Origin of the sequence: Escherichia sp. MOD1-EC6842, from assembly GCF_002965705.1 — a bacterium.
Taxonomy (GTDB): Bacteria; Pseudomonadota; Gammaproteobacteria; order Enterobacterales; family Enterobacteriaceae; genus Escherichia; species Escherichia ruysiae.
Genome location: NZ_PTRF01000004.1, coordinates 143,166 through 158,411, shown reverse-complemented (window position 1 = coordinate 158,411; position 15,246 = coordinate 143,166). Strand labels below are relative to the sequence as shown.

Sequence of the window (15,246 nt, the reverse complement as noted above, 5' to 3'; positions counted from 1 at the left end):
GATACATCAAGGGAGACAAATGAAAAAACTAGTATTTGCCGCTTTGTTAATTCCAGTGATGGGCCACGCCACAACCTTTTCCTGTAAAGCAATACAGGAAGGTCATATTGACTCGGGAAGTCAGAAAGTTTCTGTAGATTCAACTTTTGATATACAAGATAAAAAAATGACCATACATCTTGGTGGTAAGACTTGGAGACTTGATTTTATAGGTCAAAAAAGCATCGCAAAAATGTATGCCACACCTGATGGAGGGGTTGCAGTCACATACATTGATAATGGGAGTCAGCCTGTTTTCGTTATGAGACCGACTAACAATGATGGGCAAACTGCTGTCTATACGCTTAGCCTATGTTCTGAAATTTAAAATCTGGCGTGAGTAATCACGCCAATTCATTCTTCAGAAAAAGGCTTTGATACATCAACCAACTTAGACAAATTATATTATAAAATTGTTCAACTAAGTTACTACAACGTTAAAGAGAGAGTGCTCCGCTTGCTATTTGGCAATGAACTGAATATTCAATGGGATATATGAAAAGTATTGTATTAATTTTCAGTATATTACTGACTTTTAATGTTATGGCAAGCAAAGCCACAATTAGCCCCCCGACAAGCAAAAATTGCAGAGCGGAAAGCGGCGACAGTGGGCTTACGAAAACAGTATTTATCTGTTTACGCTGGTAACTCGCTCGCAATCCTGCCCTTTCTCAAAAACGTTCGATACAAATGACAACGAAAAGTGAAACGTGATTTTAACACTTCACTGACTGGTTACAGTAAGGGTGTGTCAACTGAACATTGTCAGAATTACCATCTCCTCCCTCACGGACACGTACGATATGATCATAAGAAACTGACTTTTCAGTATCAAGGTAACCTTGGCAAATCGGACATTTCAAAGCGTTGCGCAGAGCCACGTCAATGAACACCTTACTTTTTTGTTCATCGCTGATTTTTGCTGATGTTCTCTTAAAATCTCCAGAGAGTATTCTCCCCTCCAATTCGGCCAGCTCGATAAGCTTACTCTCATCAATATTCTCTCCCTGCTTGAGTGATTTGATCACCGCATTTAAAAAATCACAGTAGCGAGCCACTCGGACATTACTACCTGGTTTTTGTACTATCATTGCGATCAAGTCCTTAAATTCGATCATTATTCTCTCAAGCCTAGATCTGATTGTTGTGAAGTCTTTAAAGAATTGACCATTATTGTTAGAGAGTTGTTTTGCCACCAGTAGCACAGTTCCTAGAAACATTGGCGTTGAGTGGATTCCAGTCGGACCATAAAAATAAATCGCTGGATGAAGCCCCAAGCTACCATCGCCATTGCCTGTAATTCTATTGCTTAATGATGTGGCTTTGGAAAGGATTCTTAACGTATCAGCACCCGACGCATCATCAGGGTAGGCTTCGATTTTTTTCAAAACACCATTCTGGTTGCAATCAGTGATCAGTAAGAAATCTTTCAAAACTTGGATCGCTGTCCTGACCCCCCTAGAACCGCCTAATGGAAGATCAAGAGTTTTAATAGGGCGATCAACTTCAGGTTCGAACAGCAAACGATGCAGCTTTGCAGATTTATCTTCAAGTTGCTGGGCAATGCTCTGATCAAACCCCGACCAATAGCGATGACCTCTACCGGCACGAATAATTGCTCGGGTTGCTATCGGAATACTTTTCTTGCGATTTTTTAGAAGCATCTCTTCGATAGCATCAAGAGGAGTTCCCTTCATATTGATGTTAAAAAATGAAGTTTCTGCCTTATCTACATCACCCACTACCCATTGGACTGAGATTCCACGAGATGTTAATACGCTGATTCTTCTCTGCTGTTCCTCGGTCAATGAAGCATCATCGGCAAGCAACTTCTGATAATATTCCCAGCTACCGACCCTCTCCTTCACAAGCTTTCTCGTTCTATCTGCAGCGCGGCGTTGTTCACGAGGAATATCATGCCCAAAAAGTTGATGGGATATATGACCGTCGCCATAATCATCTTCAACCCAAGCACGTAACGCACTTAAACGATGACCACCATCGATCACAAAAAGATGGGTTGAAGACCGCCAAAGAATAACGGAAGGTATCAAATCACCATTGATGTAGCATTCGAGAAGCGATACAACCTGCTCAGGCCCCCAATGATTTGTTTCACGCTGGAAATCTGGTTTTCTCAGAAGCGCAGCAATTCCACTTCCTGATTTCAATTCTCTTGCAGGAATACTGTTTAGCGTTTCAAATGAAGAGTTATCTTGGATCTTTAAACCTAAATCAGCACGCTTAATCAGTGCATCTAAATTTACAAGGTTAGAACGAGCAACCATACTTTTGTTCCTCAAGATGACAATATGGTCATTATATCCCCTGCCAATGAGGTAACAACTTGATTTTCTCTATTTATTCCCTTTCTCACGAGGCTCACATCAATTTAACCAGTCCAAACCATCAATCACGTAACAAATTGAACGTAAAGGAAAAGAGTGCAAATAGCGTCTGGTAATCCCTAAACCGCTTTTCTCATGACCTACCACCTGTTGCAGATGCGCCAAATTACTCACCCAACCAGCTAAACAAGTAGAAATCATAGTATGCCGGAAACTATGCACCAAGCGCCGCTGCCCATAATCATCAAGATAAGGAATATCAAGCTGATCACGAACATCTGAAAGAACTTTACCTATCTTTGACATATTTCGACCTGAGACTTCCGAAAAGATTTTCTCTTTCCATTGGCGGTTAACAAAATCCAGAAACCCCCACTCAATCAGTTTGGGATGAATCACTACCTGTCTTGTAGCATTCTCAGTTTTACCCAGCCTTCTTTCCGCGATCAGAAGATAGTGCCGCTGGCTATCTTCATCAAATTTGATCTGCGACTTCTCCAGTTTAGCAATCTCACCTCTTCTGGCTCCTGTGTACGCCAACAACAAAGTGATCCACTTCTGCCATCCATCAGGCTGCTTTAGTGCCCATCCTACAAATTTTTTCATTTCTGCTGCACTGTATGCACCAAACCTAGCTTTGGATGGTGCCGCTACTATTCCATCAGTCGGAGACTTAGATAGAATATCTTTGTTTTCAGTCAGAAATGTTTTGAATAACGATTTGTAGATTTTAAGGTGCTTATGTACAGCCTCAGCACCAACTAAATCCTCTGGCAGCACATCATCACATTCGATTAGTTGCTGAATAGTCATTGACCTATACGGTTGCACTACACGCTTTGGTAAGTTTTCGACAGTTTCCATTACTCGCTTAATATCTTGTTTGGTGATTGCCGTTACGTCTGTTTCTTTTCCCAAGACAACAAGCAATACCTCCATATAACGCTCATTTGCCATTGAGATCGATTTTGTCCAATTTCGACCTCTTTCCTCCTTGTACATAGCCCACGCATCAGCAAGTGTTAGCACCTTTTCCGGTTTGGCTGGTGGTTGAAGCTGCAAAACTTCTTTAGAAATATTGTTCAATTGCTGAGGGAGTGGCAACGGAATCATTACGTTACGTGACGAAGCGATCAAGTTTGAAACAAACTTATTAAATTGCGGCAACGGAGTAGCGAGTGATTTAACGAAAGGAATGTGCGGAGTAAGGCCAATCATCAACGCCGATGCTTCGCGATAACTGTCAGTAAAAAGTGATTTTTTGTATATCCGACCATCCGAAAGCCGGATTTGTAGATAGTAATTACCGTTTCGCTGAAATGTGTATGGGAGAGTTCTTGACCTCATAAACGACCCCTTTTTGTACCTTAACAGCATGATTTATGGTCAAAAAGAGATACAACCACATAATTTTCAAGACTATTTTGGCCCCCTACGCTGGCATTATCCAGATCAGGTGATACGGGTATTTCTCAGCCTTCACGCAGAAGGGCACCCCGAGTCGTTTGGTTGCGATAATAAATCGCAGAGGAGGATGGTAATGTCCGGCGCGCGCGTTGTAAACGAGGAAAAACGGCAGTATTACAATAACGTCACGAAACTATTTTATATACGAATCCAGCACCTTAAGGACAACATCCAGGTCTTCTTCACGCTTTAGTTCATCGCCCTGGTGAACAATGTGTTCCGTCAGATGACCTTTAATCACTTCCCGCATCAGGCCGTTTACCGCGCCACGAATGGCGGCAATCTGTTGTAGAACGGCAGCACATTCATGCGGTTCGTCGAGCATTTTCTTAAGCGCGACGACCTGTCCCTGAATCTTACTGGCGCGCGCTTTCAGTTTCTGTTTGTCGCGGATGGTATGAGACATAACAACACCTGGTTAACAAGATAATGAAAAATCATAGCACTATTAATCTACTGGGGGGTAGTATCATGTACTGGGGGGGAGTAGAATCTCTGCATCCATTTAATACTAAGAATTATTATCATGACTGAATTTACCACTCTTCTTCAGCAAGGAAACGCCTGGTTCTTCATCCCCAGCGCCATCTTACTCGGTGCACTTCATGGTCTGGAGCCTGGGCACTCAAAAACGATGATGGCGGCGTTTATCATCGCCATTAAAGGTACGATTAAACAGGCGGTGATGCTTGGACTGGCAGCAACCATTTCGCATACTGCGGTAGTCTGGTTGATTGCCTTTGGCGGGATGGTGATCAGCAAACGCTTTACTGCGCAGTCGGCGGAACCGTGGCTACAGTTAATTTCTGCGGTCATCATTCTCGGCACCGCATTATGGATGTTCTGGCGCACATGGCGCGGTGAACGAAACTGGCTTGAGAATATGCACGGGCATGATCATGATCACGAGCACCACCATCATGACCATGATCACGAACATCATCACCATCACGGACATGGCGAGAATGTCGAATATCAGGACGCCCATGAGCTGGCTCACGCAAATGACATTAAACGACGCTTTGATGGCAGGGATGTCACGAACTGGCAGATTTTACTGTTTGGCTTGACTGGCGGACTGATCCCCTGCCCTGCAGCGATAACTGTGCTGCTGATTTGTATTCAACTGAAAGCCCTCACTCTGGGAGCAACTCTGGTCGTTAGTTTCAGTATTGGCCTCGCGTTAACGCTGGTCACCGTGGGCGTTGGCGCGGCAATCAGTGTCCAGCAAGTGGCAAAACGCTGGAGCGGATTTAACACACTAGCCCAAAAAGCCCCCTATTTTTCCAGCTTGTTAATTGGCTTAGTCGGAGTGTATATGGGCGTGCATGGCTTTATGGGCATAATGCGATAACTCAATCCTTTGGGCTTGCATGTTATCTTCAGCCCAGGATGATTCTTAAATCAGCTATTTCCGCTGACTCTTCGCCCGATGAGGATGCTTTTACAGCATCCTTTCATTTACACTTTTTACGAAATCATGGGATCACTAACAAAATATCGCTTGTCGGTTATATTGTATGACAGGAAAGATATGCGACTGATTTTGCTGATCCCCAACGTGGAGAGTATATGACCATAAGAAATAAGTTATTGTTGGGTGCGCTGTTGCTGGCAACCAGCGTAGCGTGGGCCGCACCGGTCACTGCGGGTTCGACCAATGCCTCTGGAATTTCAAAGTATGAGTTGAGCAGTTTCATCGCTGACTTCAAGCATTTCAAACCAGGCGATACCGTTCCAGAGATGTACCGCACCGATGAGTACAATATTAAGCAGTGGCAGTTACGTAACCTGCCTGCCCCTGACGCCGGAACTCACTGGACCTATATGGGTGGCGCATATGTGTTGATCAACGACACTGACGGTAAAATCATTAAAGCCTACGACGGCGAAATATTCTACCATCGCTAAAAAAAGCCCCCTCATCATGAGGGGGAAATGCAGACACCTTGTTATTTTTTATTATTAGCCACTTGCTCGTCTTACTTGTTATTAGTCGTATTTCACGTTGATCAAGGCAGTAGCCTCCAGTGCGCCAGATTTAACTTTATTTTTATCATATACATAGTAACTGGCTGTTACCGGAATTGAGACTGTTGTATCTGTAATTTTTGACTTCGCCGCAATTTCCTTTAAATTTGTGTATCCTTTACTGCTGTCAGTGATATTTAAAAGTGTGACTGGTGAACCATTACTTTCAAGAATAAATCCTACGCCATTATCTTCCGCACCTTTCAGTATCGTGTTACTGCTGGTTAACAAATCAGAACTTGATAAATACACCTGCATTTTCCGTGATGTTTGATTTTGTTGACCTAATAAATTTTTACAACGCAGAATAATATCCCCTTTCTTGCTATTTATTGTTGTTTTGTTACCTGTGACTGGTAATTGTGAAACGGGAATACTCTCTAAAGTAATTAATAAATCATCAGGTTTGCAGGTCGTTGTTATCGGGTTGTATGACAATGCCAGATTAAAGGAATAGACACCTGCATTTTGTGCCAATGCATTTCTGTAGCTATTCACACATGCATCCCACGACTTTCCTCCTAGCAAACACAGTAAAAATTGCACTGCAGCACTTCCACGCGTTGTTGATGAAGCACTGGATAATGTCGCGACACCATTAATCATCACTGCTCCGCCGCCCCCTGCAGAAACATTCACTTTCGCGTTACTGGCTGCCGATGTCATCGTTACTGAATAACCACTGGTGAAACTGGTCTGGTTATTTGATAATATGATGCTGTTTTTGTTAGTCCATTCAAAATGTAAATTTAATTTAATGGTATCGTTATAAAGTCCAACAACAATATCCGACGGACTCATGGGGTTGATGGTATTCGTACTCACGCATGACGAGTCATTAAAATTATGCTCATATGTCGCCGTTTGTGTTTGAGTTAGCGCAAAATCTCCCTGAACAACCAAATTATGCTGCGCTGACAACTCTCCATAACATGCCGCATAGCTCACAGGCATAACCATCATCATTAATATAAATTGCATTATGCGAATTTTCATAGAACCACCTGACTATTACTGGCAAATATAATTTCTACTTTCATCAATCTCTTTACCGAAGGTGATTGTGCATGAAAGTCCTTGTTGCTTATTAATTGCCACATTAACCGATGGCGGTACTTCATTGGTGCGAATAAATAACTGACTTCCCTGGCCGACAACGCCAATGTTATGACCATGGATATCATTGACTTCATAACCAAACGTTAATGGTTGCCCATCCGCTCTTAACGCTTTTATAAACCATGGCTTGCGCTGATCGGTATCAAAATTAACCAATACAACCGCGCCGCGATAAGGGGCGGCAATTTTCCGGTTGCCACGTAATTCTGCTTCGCTATCGCTTTGCGACACATCCAGCATCAGGTGATTTTCCCGATAAGACGTCATTCCGTCGTATACCACCACCCCATTACGATTTGTAGTGCGATATTTTTGTCCATTAACATAAGCATCTTTAATTCCTGGTGCATACATCACAGCAAACGTTTCAGAAAGACGATTCGCCAGATTCACACCACCAGACCAGGCGACAATGCCCCCTGAAACACTGGCTCCAGCCTGTCGATAAATACTCGACTGACTATAACTGCCATTCACTGTCACCATCGGCGCGTTCCAGGTTAAATTCGCCCCAGCTGTCGTTTCGTTCCCCTGATGCTGATGACTCAAGTTGGCACCATAGTTAAACTGATCGCGGCTCCCAACCGTTCCCGATATTCCTGTATTGTTTGAGGCAAAACCCTGATCGTCAAAGGTCGTTGAGTTAGACATATATATTTGCCGCCGTGGTGTCGTGACATCATCACCCCAATCAAAGGGAATCGATATAAAAATATTAAAGCGTTTTTCTTCATGATGATTCTCGTCATAAGCCTGACTTGCTGCGAGGGTATAGCTTATCCGTTGCAAGTTATTGGAGTAACTCAACTGATAATCTTTGCTGCTGCCGCTACGCCCCCAGTAATCTCGCCATAATGTGCTTAATGACACAGAACCCCAGCCTTCTGGCAATGACTGACTCATATTGGCGGAAAAGCTATTTTTGCGCCCAAAATCATTCTGGTAATAATCTGCAATGTCATAGGCATCATTTTTATCGCGACGATAATTATCTTTATTATTTGCCCAGACATAATCATTAAACGTCCGGTAATCGCGCGAAGAATAACGCCAGGCTGCCAGGCCAAAACGCGTCGATGTTTGAGTCACAAATTTGTTGTAGGCTATCTGATAACTTTGTCCGTCAAAAATATCGCCATTATCTTGCTTACTATGAGATTTTGTTGCATCGACAGAAATCGCGCCAATGCGTGTATTCCAGCCAGTCCCAAGAGTAAATGCGTAGTAATTATTGGCAATCATCGTGCCGCCATACAGCGTTAATAAATTATTAAAGCCATACTGGTAACCGACCTGAACAAAATCGCTTTGCTTATTTGCTCCTTCAATATGGCTACGACCCGCCGCAAAATCATATTTCGACACGCCCGGTTGCAACATATTTGGCACCGCCGAATAAGGCACCAGGTACGTGGTAACCGAACCGTCAGCCTCTTTCACGCTAACATCAAGATCCGCTCCACCACCGGCCAATTGCAAATCAGTAATCGAAAATGGGCCAGGTGGAACCTCCTTCTGATAAACAATAAAACCGTTTTGTTCAATGGTTACCAGCGCGTTACTCTGCGCAATCCCCTGCACTCGTGGGGTAAAATTTTGTTTCGAGTCAGGTAACATCTGCATATCACGAAAAAGTCGCACGCCACTGAAGCGAACAGAGTCAAAAATATCGCTTGAGGTGTACATATCACCGACACGCAGCGTGCCGAGAATTTGTGCAAACCCTCGTTCCAGATATAGGGTATTGCTTTTCCACTCCCCAGGATTGTTATCCGTTTTGCTGAAACTGGCATCAGAATGCAGTTGCCACCCCAGCAGATTTAATCCACTGTTAAAACGAACATAACTACTCTTGTTATTACCCGACGCTTTATAGTCGCTGTAATACTGGCTCATATAATAAGAGGTATAAAAAGCATTAATACCCCGTTCCCAGTTTTCCGGCGGGACATAACCACTTTCCAGTTCATCAACCCAGGCTTGCGGAACGCTGAAATCTAAACGAAAAACACCGATATTCCAGGCATAACTCCCACCCTGAACAAGTTGCTCTAATGTTAAACATTGCTTACTACTGGCGAAGTTATCGGTATTAATACCTAACCGCTTGATAATTTCTCTTGCCAGGCATGTTTCTTCGGGGTTATCTTTAACGATAATCTCATATTTCCCACGCCATTGTTTATTGACATAAATATCGATGTCATATTGGCCCGGTAAAGGTTGATTATCATCAAGGCGAATATGAGCAACCTGTTGGTCTTTCATTCCCCCCATCATAAAATGGGTGTCAAAGGTTTCTTCCGCTGCATACGCTTCAATGCCGAGCAATAACGCTACGATTGCTAATGCGAGTGGGGTTATTCTCAACACGGGCAGCTCCTGCAATTAAATTTTGTCGCTAATATAGTTGCCATCATCATCAATAATGGTCAAATACCAGCTATTCGCATTATTAGTTTTGACGTTTACACTCTGGCTTTCTAATGGCGCAATCATGATGGTTTCATAATTGACTTTGACATTATTCGCTTTTACATCGGAAATCGTCACCCAGTTCGGCGAATCATTTTTTATCACCAGCCCATTGCTGCTACGATTTACCAGCAATTTCTTAAACGTTGCTTTATTAACCGGAGCAATACCCGCCGGTCGGTAAAACAATTTGATTCTGTTTTGCATCGCAAACTTCAGTGCATTCTTGCCTTCTTGTTCTGGACTATTTGGTGGAATATCCAGAACATTCAGATAAAAAATGCTCTCTTTATTACTGGGCAACTTATTCGGCATGATTTTAATTTTTACTTGCTGTCCGGAGTTAGCCCCTATTTTTGCCACTGGTGGCGTTAGCATGAAAGGAACCTGAATCTTTTCCGGCGGCAGTGATGTGTCGCCATCATCAATCCACGCCTGAAGTAATGAAGATCGGTTTCCCTGATTCATCAACTGCACCATCACTTCTTTATTTTCAGCCGGGTAAATAATTCGCGTCCCGTAGATGACAATTCCGGCATGTGCAGGAAGAACCATAGAAGAAATGAGTAAAGCTAATAACCCTTTCATCTTAATGCCTCTTAAAATTAAAAGGCCGCCATGGAGATAGCGGCCATGTTTATTTCCTGGAGAAACTTGCAAAATTATTTAATTATTAATCCTGCGCCACACGCATAACTAAAGAAGAGACCACATCACCTGATTGCACTGAGTCTTCTGTCAGTTTCAGGTATTTTGCTTTAAACGGAATCGCATACTGACCATCCGCTGTTTTATAACTCTCAATATTAAAAGGCGCTGAAACATCCAGTACATTGCTGTTATCGCCTAAATAGAGATAATAACCCACGGTATCGTTACTACTGGCTATAGCCTATCGTTGCCGGTTATTTTATCATTGGTGATCAACGAGAGTTTTACACCAGCTACTTCTTTCGGACAGCTAATTTTTAACATGCTGCTGGTTACACCGACTGCATCATCATAGGTTGAATATTTCGCTTTACCTTCAAAGACAGTGGTCGGAACAGTTGGCATATTAATACTTACTGAATCACCACCCGCTTCGAATTTACACGGAGACTCTGCAATATTCCCTTTAATAGTTAATGTTCCGGTATCAACGTCTGCAGCAAATACGCCAGCACTCATAAAAAAAGAAGAAAAGACAGCGGTAGCAATAATTGAATGTTTCATAATAGGTTCCTTAATATAGTTTATTTTGATTGTTAAGACTCTGTATCTCGTGGAAACAAATTTCTCACATCAAAAAAGTTACCGCAATGTAAACGTATTGTTTTATTGATTTAAAACAATTTAACCATTGCAATATAATTACAACAAATACTTAAGGGAATTAAATATTTACCACATCTATTAATTGACATAATTTACTGTTAACCACATTCTTAAAATAAATAAAAAAGCCTAAATCATTCACGGGAATGATTTAGACTCTCCAAATATTATTAAAAGAGTGTTGCCTGATTAATCGTAGCGATTTAATACGATTCGACGTTTGCTATCGTTGCCCGCTGTAACCAGCTCTGTAGTGACGCCTTTTACCGGCGAAGAAATCCGATGACGGGTATCAACGCTTTGCGATACCTGACCGCAATGCTGTTGGGGCTGGCTATTAACAATATCCATACTGCATGTTGGGGGGCTGATCCTGCCATTAATCGTTAATGCGGCAGTCTCTGAAGAGAACGCGGGAGAAGCCAATCCATAGGCAAGAAAAATGATTCCTGACAGCCAATACTTATTCATTGAACGTTATCCCTGTAGTAAAGGTTATGCCTGGATAGATTGAGTGCATAACAAACTATAGCTGTACATCCGCTACACAGCCACGAAGGATGATAAAGAGGCTTTACCTGTACGATCAATCTACTTTGTACAGTTTAGGACTAAGATCCACTGAATATTCGCAGCATTAAAAAAGTGTTCATTTAAAGCCACAAAATAAATACACCGCATCAATGTATCATTTCTGCGGTGTATGACGAACAACCAGAAAGGCTAATGCACGTTAGACCGCGCGGAAGGAGATCTCACCTGGAATAACTTCACCTTGCCAGTAGAGCTGAGCAGCAACCCGGTCAGCCAGTTGGCGGTAGATAGTAGTAAATTCGCTCTCCGGACGGCTGATAACGGTAGGTGTTCCTTTGTCGAGATCTTCACGCAGGCTAATGTGTAACGGCATTTGCCCCAACAACTGCGTATGGTATTTCTCGGCCAGTTTCTCTGCCCCACCAGTGCCGAAAATCGGCTCATGATGACCACAGTTACTGCAAATATGGACGCTCATGTTCTCGACAATACCCAGTACCGGAACTTCGACTTTCTCGAACATCACGATACCTTTTTTCGCATCAATCAGCGCGATGTCCTGTGGCGTGGTGACCACTACTGCACCAGTTACTGGAATGTTTTGCGCCAGTGTCAATTGAATGTCACCGGTGCCTGGCGGCATGTCGAGCACCAGATAATCCAGATCCGGCCATAAGGTTTCCTGCAACATCTGCATTAACGCCTTGCTCGCCATCGGGCCACGCCACACCATCGCGTTGTCGTCAGTGACCAGATAACCAATTGAATTGGTTGCCAGGCCATGAGACATAATCGGTGCCATATGAGTCCCGTCCGGCGAGGTCGGACGCTGATTTTCTGCCCCCAGCATTGTTGGGATAGACGGACCATAAATGTCGGCATCCAGAATGCCGACTTTCGCTCCTTCCGCCGCCAGCGCCAGCGCCAGGTTTACCGCCGTGGAGGATTTACCCACGCCACCTTTGCCGGAACTGACCGCGATAATGTTCTTCACGCCGTTAATTCCCGGCTGATTCTTCACGCGTTTCAGCGTGGCAATGTTATGCGACAGTTTCCAGTCGATAGCTTTTGCCCCGGTGATACGCAGCAATTCGGCGCTACATTGCTCTTTTAACTCTTCGAACGCGCTATGCCAGACGAACGGCATAACCAGCTCCACATGCAGCGTGTCGTCCATCCAGGCGACATGATGCAACGCTTTCAGCGTGGTAAGGTTATGCTTCAGGGTTGGGTGCTGAAAATTAGCCAGTGTCCCGGCGACCATTGCGCGCAAGGCTTCTGGTGATTTGGCCTGGGATTGTTCGTTCATCCCGACTCCTTATTTATATAGATAAACCATCAGCTAAATAGTTTACCTGAAGAAAATAGATAAGTACTTACTTAACATTTTCCCATTTGGTACTATCTAACCCCTTTTCACTACTAAGAAGTAATGCCTACTATGACTCAAGTCGCGAAGAAAATTCTGGTGACGTGCGCACTGCCGTACGCTAACGGCTCTATCCACCTCGGCCATATGCTGGAGCACATCCAGGCTGATGTCTGGGTCCGTTACCAGCGAATGCGCGGCCACGAGGTCAACTTCATCTGCGCCGACGATGCCCACGGTACGCCGATCATGCTGAAAGCCCAGCAGCTTGGTATTACCCCGGAGCAGATGATTGGCGAAATGAGTCAGGAGCATCAGACTGATTTCGCAGGCTTTAATATCAGCTACGACAACTATCACTCGACGCACAGCGAAGAGAACCGTCAGTTGTCTGAGCTTATCTATACTCGCCTGAAAGAGAACGGTTTTATTAAAAACCGCACCATCTCTCAGTTGTACGACCCGGAAAAAGGTATGTTCCTGCCGGATCGTTTTGTGAAAGGCACCTGCCCGAAATGTAAAGCGCCAGATCAATACGGCGATAACTGTGAAGTCTGCGGCGCGACCTACAGCCCGACTGAACTGATCGAGCCGAAATCTGTGGTTTCTGGTGCTACGCCGGTGATGCGTGATTCCGAACACTTCTTCTTTGATCTGCCCTCTTTCAGCGAAATGTTGCAGGCATGGACCCGCAGCGGCGCGTTGCAGGAGCAGGTGGCAAACAAAATGCAGGAGTGGTTTGAATCCGGCCTGCAACAGTGGGATATCTCCCGCGATGCGCCTTACTTCGGTTTTGAAATTCCGAACGCACCAGGCAAATACTTCTACGTCTGGCTGGACGCGCCGATTGGTTACATGGGTTCCTTCAAGAATCTGTGCGACAAGCGCGGCGATACCGTAAGCTTCGATGAATACTGGAAGAAAGATTCCGTCGCCGAGCTGTACCACTTCATCGGTAAAGATATTGTTTACTTCCACAGCCTGTTCTGGCCTGCCATGCTGGAAGGCAGCAACTTCCGCAAGCCGACCAACCTGTTTGTTCACGGCTATGTGACGGTGAACGGCGCGAAGATGTCCAAGTCTCGTGGCACCTTTATTAAGGCCAGCACCTGGCTGAATCATTTTGACGCTGACAGCCTGCGTTACTACTACACTGCGAAACTCTCTTCACGTATTGATGATATCGACCTGAATCTGGAAGATTTCGTTCAGCGCGTGAATGCCGATATCGTCAACAAAGTGGTTAACCTGGCCTCCCGTAACGCGGGCTTTATCAACAAGCGTTTTGACGGCGTGTTGGCAAGCGAACTGGCTGACCCTGAACTGTACAAAACCTTTACCGATGCCGCTGAAGTTATTGGCGAAGCGTGGGAAAGCCGCGAATTTGGTAAAGCTGTGCGCGAAATCATGGCGCTGGCTGACCTGGCTAACCGCTATGTTGACGAGCAGGCTCCGTGGGTGGTGGCGAAACAGGAAGGCCGCGATGCTGACCTGCAAGCGATTTGCTCAATGGGCATAAACCTGTTCCGCGTGCTGATGACTTACCTGAAGCCGGTACTGCCGAAACTGACTGAACGTGCGGAAGCATTCCTCAATACGGAACTGACCTGGGATGGTATTCAGCAACCGCTGCTGGGCCATAAAGTGAATCCGTTCAAGGCACTGTATAACCGTATCGATATGAAACAGGTGGAAGCACTGGTGGAAGCATCCAAAGAAGAAGTGAAAGCAACTGCCGCGCCAGTTACTGGCCCGCTGGCTGATGATCCGATTCAGGAAACCATCACCTTTGACGACTTCGCCAAAGTTGACCTGCGCGTGGCGCTGATTGAAAACGCAGAGTTTGTTGAGGGTTCTGACAAGCTGCTGCGCCTGACGCTGGATCTGGGTGGCGAAAAACGCAATGTCTTCTCCGGCATTCGTTCTGCTTACCCGGATCCGCAGGCACTGATTGGTCGTCACACCATTATGGTGGCTAACCTGGCACCACGTAAAATGCGCTTCGGTATCTCCGAAGGCATGGTGATGGCTGCCGGTCCTGGCGGGAAAGATATCTTCCTGTTAAGCCCAGATGCCGGTGCTAAACCTGGTCATCAAGTGAAATAACTCCCTTCAAGGCGCTGCATCAACAGCGCCTTTTCTTTATAAATTCCTAAAGTTGTTTTCTCGCCTTTTTGTCGCTCTGTAACCTGCGCAAATGCTGTTAGCATCTGTATTAAACTGGATAAAATTACAGGGATGCAGAATGAGACACTTTATCTATCAGGACGAGAAATCACATAATTATTCAACTGCTCCATAACGGTTGACGCTATCAGGAACAGAGCGCCATTAGTCAGGCTGATTTGCTGGCGAACGAACTCACCGTAATCGGTTTTTATCGGCTGGCGCATGTGTTGAAGCAATTACGCAATTCGGAAAGCGAGACACTGGCAGAAGTATTGAATAATTGTGTTTTACTCTGCGAACAGTTGTTACTGATGCTTGAGCAACAAGGAGGAAAAAATGCTTTTTATTAAGAGATCTACTCCATTTCCGGACTGCTCA

The 15,246-nt window shown here is 44.6% G+C and carries 12 protein-coding genes, 2 pseudogenes and 1 riboswitch; of the genes and pseudogenes, 5 read left to right on the top strand and 9 right to left on the bottom strand.

Annotated elements, in window-relative coordinates:
• The first annotated feature begins 19 nt into the window (after nt 1-19).
• On the top strand, nt 20-367 hold the full coding sequence (locus A7Z29_RS06580) for a hypothetical protein (RefSeq protein ID WP_000737404.1): 348 nt from the start codon (nt 20-22) through the stop codon (nt 365-367).
• 388 nt (nt 368-755) lie between these two features.
• On the opposite strand, the gene A7Z29_RS06570 is transcribed toward A7Z29_RS06580, so the two are convergent.
• The 3 genes from A7Z29_RS06570 to rcnR form a co-directional block, all read right to left on the bottom strand.
• A complete protein-coding gene (locus tag A7Z29_RS06570; RefSeq protein WP_021293132.1) occupies nt 756-2,327 on the bottom strand; it encodes a GmrSD restriction endonuclease domain-containing protein in 1,572 nt (523 codons plus the stop codon).
• Nucleotides 2,328-2,426: 99 nt separating this feature from the next.
• Nucleotides 2,427-3,734 (bottom strand): site-specific integrase, encoded by a 1,308-nt coding sequence (locus A7Z29_RS06565; RefSeq protein ID WP_021293394.1) that lies wholly within the window; start codon nt 3,732-3,734, stop codon nt 2,427-2,429.
• 66 nt (nt 3,735-3,800) lie between these two features.
• Nucleotides 3,801-3,896, bottom strand: a riboswitch (TPP riboswitch).
• A gap of 91 nt (nt 3,897-3,987) precedes the next feature.
• On the bottom strand, nt 3,988-4,260 hold the full coding sequence (rcnR, locus tag A7Z29_RS06560) for a Ni(II)/Co(II)-binding transcriptional repressor RcnR (RefSeq protein ID WP_000019944.1): 273 nt from the start codon (nt 4,258-4,260) through the stop codon (nt 3,988-3,990).
• Between the two features lie 120 nt (nt 4,261-4,380).
• On the opposite strand from rcnR, the gene A7Z29_RS06555 reads away from it, so the two are divergent.
• The gene (locus A7Z29_RS06555) at nt 4,381-5,208 is read left to right on the top strand and encodes a nickel/cobalt efflux protein RcnA (RefSeq protein ID WP_032225663.1); all 828 of its coding nucleotides are present in this window, start codon (nt 4,381-4,383) and stop codon (nt 5,206-5,208) included.
• A gap of 218 nt (nt 5,209-5,426) precedes the next feature.
• Nucleotides 5,427-5,765 (top strand): Ni(II)/Co(II) efflux transporter accessory subunit RcnB, encoded by a 339-nt coding sequence (rcnB, locus tag A7Z29_RS06550; protein ID WP_000155513.1) that lies wholly within the window; start codon nt 5,427-5,429, stop codon nt 5,763-5,765.
• Nucleotides 5,766-5,846: 81 nt separating this feature from the next.
• Here rcnB and A7Z29_RS06545 read toward each other — a convergent pair whose 3' ends face one another.
• From A7Z29_RS06545 to apbC, 6 genes and pseudogenes are all read right to left on the bottom strand, one after another.
• Complete coding sequence (locus A7Z29_RS06545) at nt 5,847-6,881, bottom strand: putative fimbrial-like adhesin protein (RefSeq protein WP_105289967.1); 1,035 nt, start codon at nt 6,879-6,881, stop codon at nt 5,847-5,849.
• A 15-nt stretch (nt 6,882-6,896) separates the two neighbouring features.
• Entirely contained in the window at nt 6,897-9,377 is a 2,481-nt protein-coding gene (locus tag A7Z29_RS06540; protein WP_105289966.1) for a fimbrial biogenesis outer membrane usher protein, read from the bottom strand.
• A 15-nt stretch (nt 9,378-9,392) separates the two neighbouring features.
• The gene (locus A7Z29_RS06535) at nt 9,393-10,067 is read right to left on the bottom strand and encodes a fimbria/pilus periplasmic chaperone (RefSeq protein WP_105289965.1); all 675 of its coding nucleotides are present in this window, start codon (nt 10,065-10,067) and stop codon (nt 9,393-9,395) included.
• Nucleotides 10,068-10,152: 85 nt separating this feature from the next.
• A pseudogene (locus A7Z29_RS06530) lies at nt 10,153-10,694 on the bottom strand (fimbrial protein).
• Between the two features lie 291 nt (nt 10,695-10,985).
• Nucleotides 10,986-11,267, bottom strand: a complete 282-nt coding sequence (locus A7Z29_RS06525) for a YehE family protein (protein WP_032225669.1) — start codon at nt 11,265-11,267, stop codon at nt 10,986-10,988.
• 262 nt (nt 11,268-11,529) lie between these two features.
• A complete protein-coding gene (gene apbC / locus A7Z29_RS06520; RefSeq protein ID WP_001005449.1) occupies nt 11,530-12,639 on the bottom strand; it encodes an iron-sulfur cluster carrier protein ApbC in 1,110 nt (369 codons plus the stop codon).
• Nucleotides 12,640-12,771: 132 nt separating this feature from the next.
• Here apbC and metG point away from each other — a divergent pair, with 132 nt between their 5' ends.
• Both metG and A7Z29_RS23645 read left to right on the top strand, forming a co-directional pair.
• The gene (gene metG, locus A7Z29_RS06515) at nt 12,772-14,805 is read left to right on the top strand and encodes a methionine--tRNA ligase (RefSeq protein ID WP_010347178.1); all 2,034 of its coding nucleotides are present in this window, start codon (nt 12,772-12,774) and stop codon (nt 14,803-14,805) included.
• 173 nt (nt 14,806-14,978) lie between these two features.
• A pseudogene (locus tag A7Z29_RS23645) lies at nt 14,979-15,218 on the top strand (SWIM zinc finger family protein); the annotation flags it as partial.
• Nucleotides 15,219-15,246 lie beyond the last annotated feature (28 nt).

Bases quoted from the DNA above. Each gene is read 5' to 3' on its own strand.
- A7Z29_RS06565 (WP_021293394.1), bottom strand. From the start codon at position 3,734: ATGAGGTCAAGAACTCTCCCATACACATTTCAGCGAAACGGTAATTAC.
- A7Z29_RS06570 (WP_021293132.1), bottom strand. From the start codon at position 2,327: ATGGTTGCTCGTTCTAACCTTGTAAATTTAGATGCACTGATTAAGCGT.
- A7Z29_RS06545 (WP_105289967.1), bottom strand. From the start codon at position 6,881: ATGAAAATTCGCATAATGCAATTTATATTAATGATGATGGTTATGCCT.
- metG (WP_010347178.1), top strand. From the start codon at position 12,772: ATGACTCAAGTCGCGAAGAAAATTCTGGTGACGTGCGCACTGCCGTAC.
- A7Z29_RS06580 (WP_000737404.1), top strand. From the start codon at position 20: ATGAAAAAACTAGTATTTGCCGCTTTGTTAATTCCAGTGATGGGCCAC.
- A7Z29_RS06555 (WP_032225663.1), top strand. From the start codon at position 4,381: ATGACTGAATTTACCACTCTTCTTCAGCAAGGAAACGCCTGGTTCTTC.
- rcnB (WP_000155513.1), top strand. From the start codon at position 5,427: ATGACCATAAGAAATAAGTTATTGTTGGGTGCGCTGTTGCTGGCAACC.
- A7Z29_RS06525 (WP_032225669.1), bottom strand. From the start codon at position 11,267: ATGAATAAGTATTGGCTGTCAGGAATCATTTTTCTTGCCTATGGATTG.
- rcnR (WP_000019944.1), bottom strand. From the start codon at position 4,260: ATGTCTCATACCATCCGCGACAAACAGAAACTGAAAGCGCGCGCCAGT.
- A7Z29_RS06535 (WP_105289965.1), bottom strand. From the start codon at position 10,067: ATGAAAGGGTTATTAGCTTTACTCATTTCTTCTATGGTTCTTCCTGCA.
- apbC (WP_001005449.1), bottom strand. From the start codon at position 12,639: ATGAACGAACAATCCCAGGCCAAATCACCAGAAGCCTTGCGCGCAATG.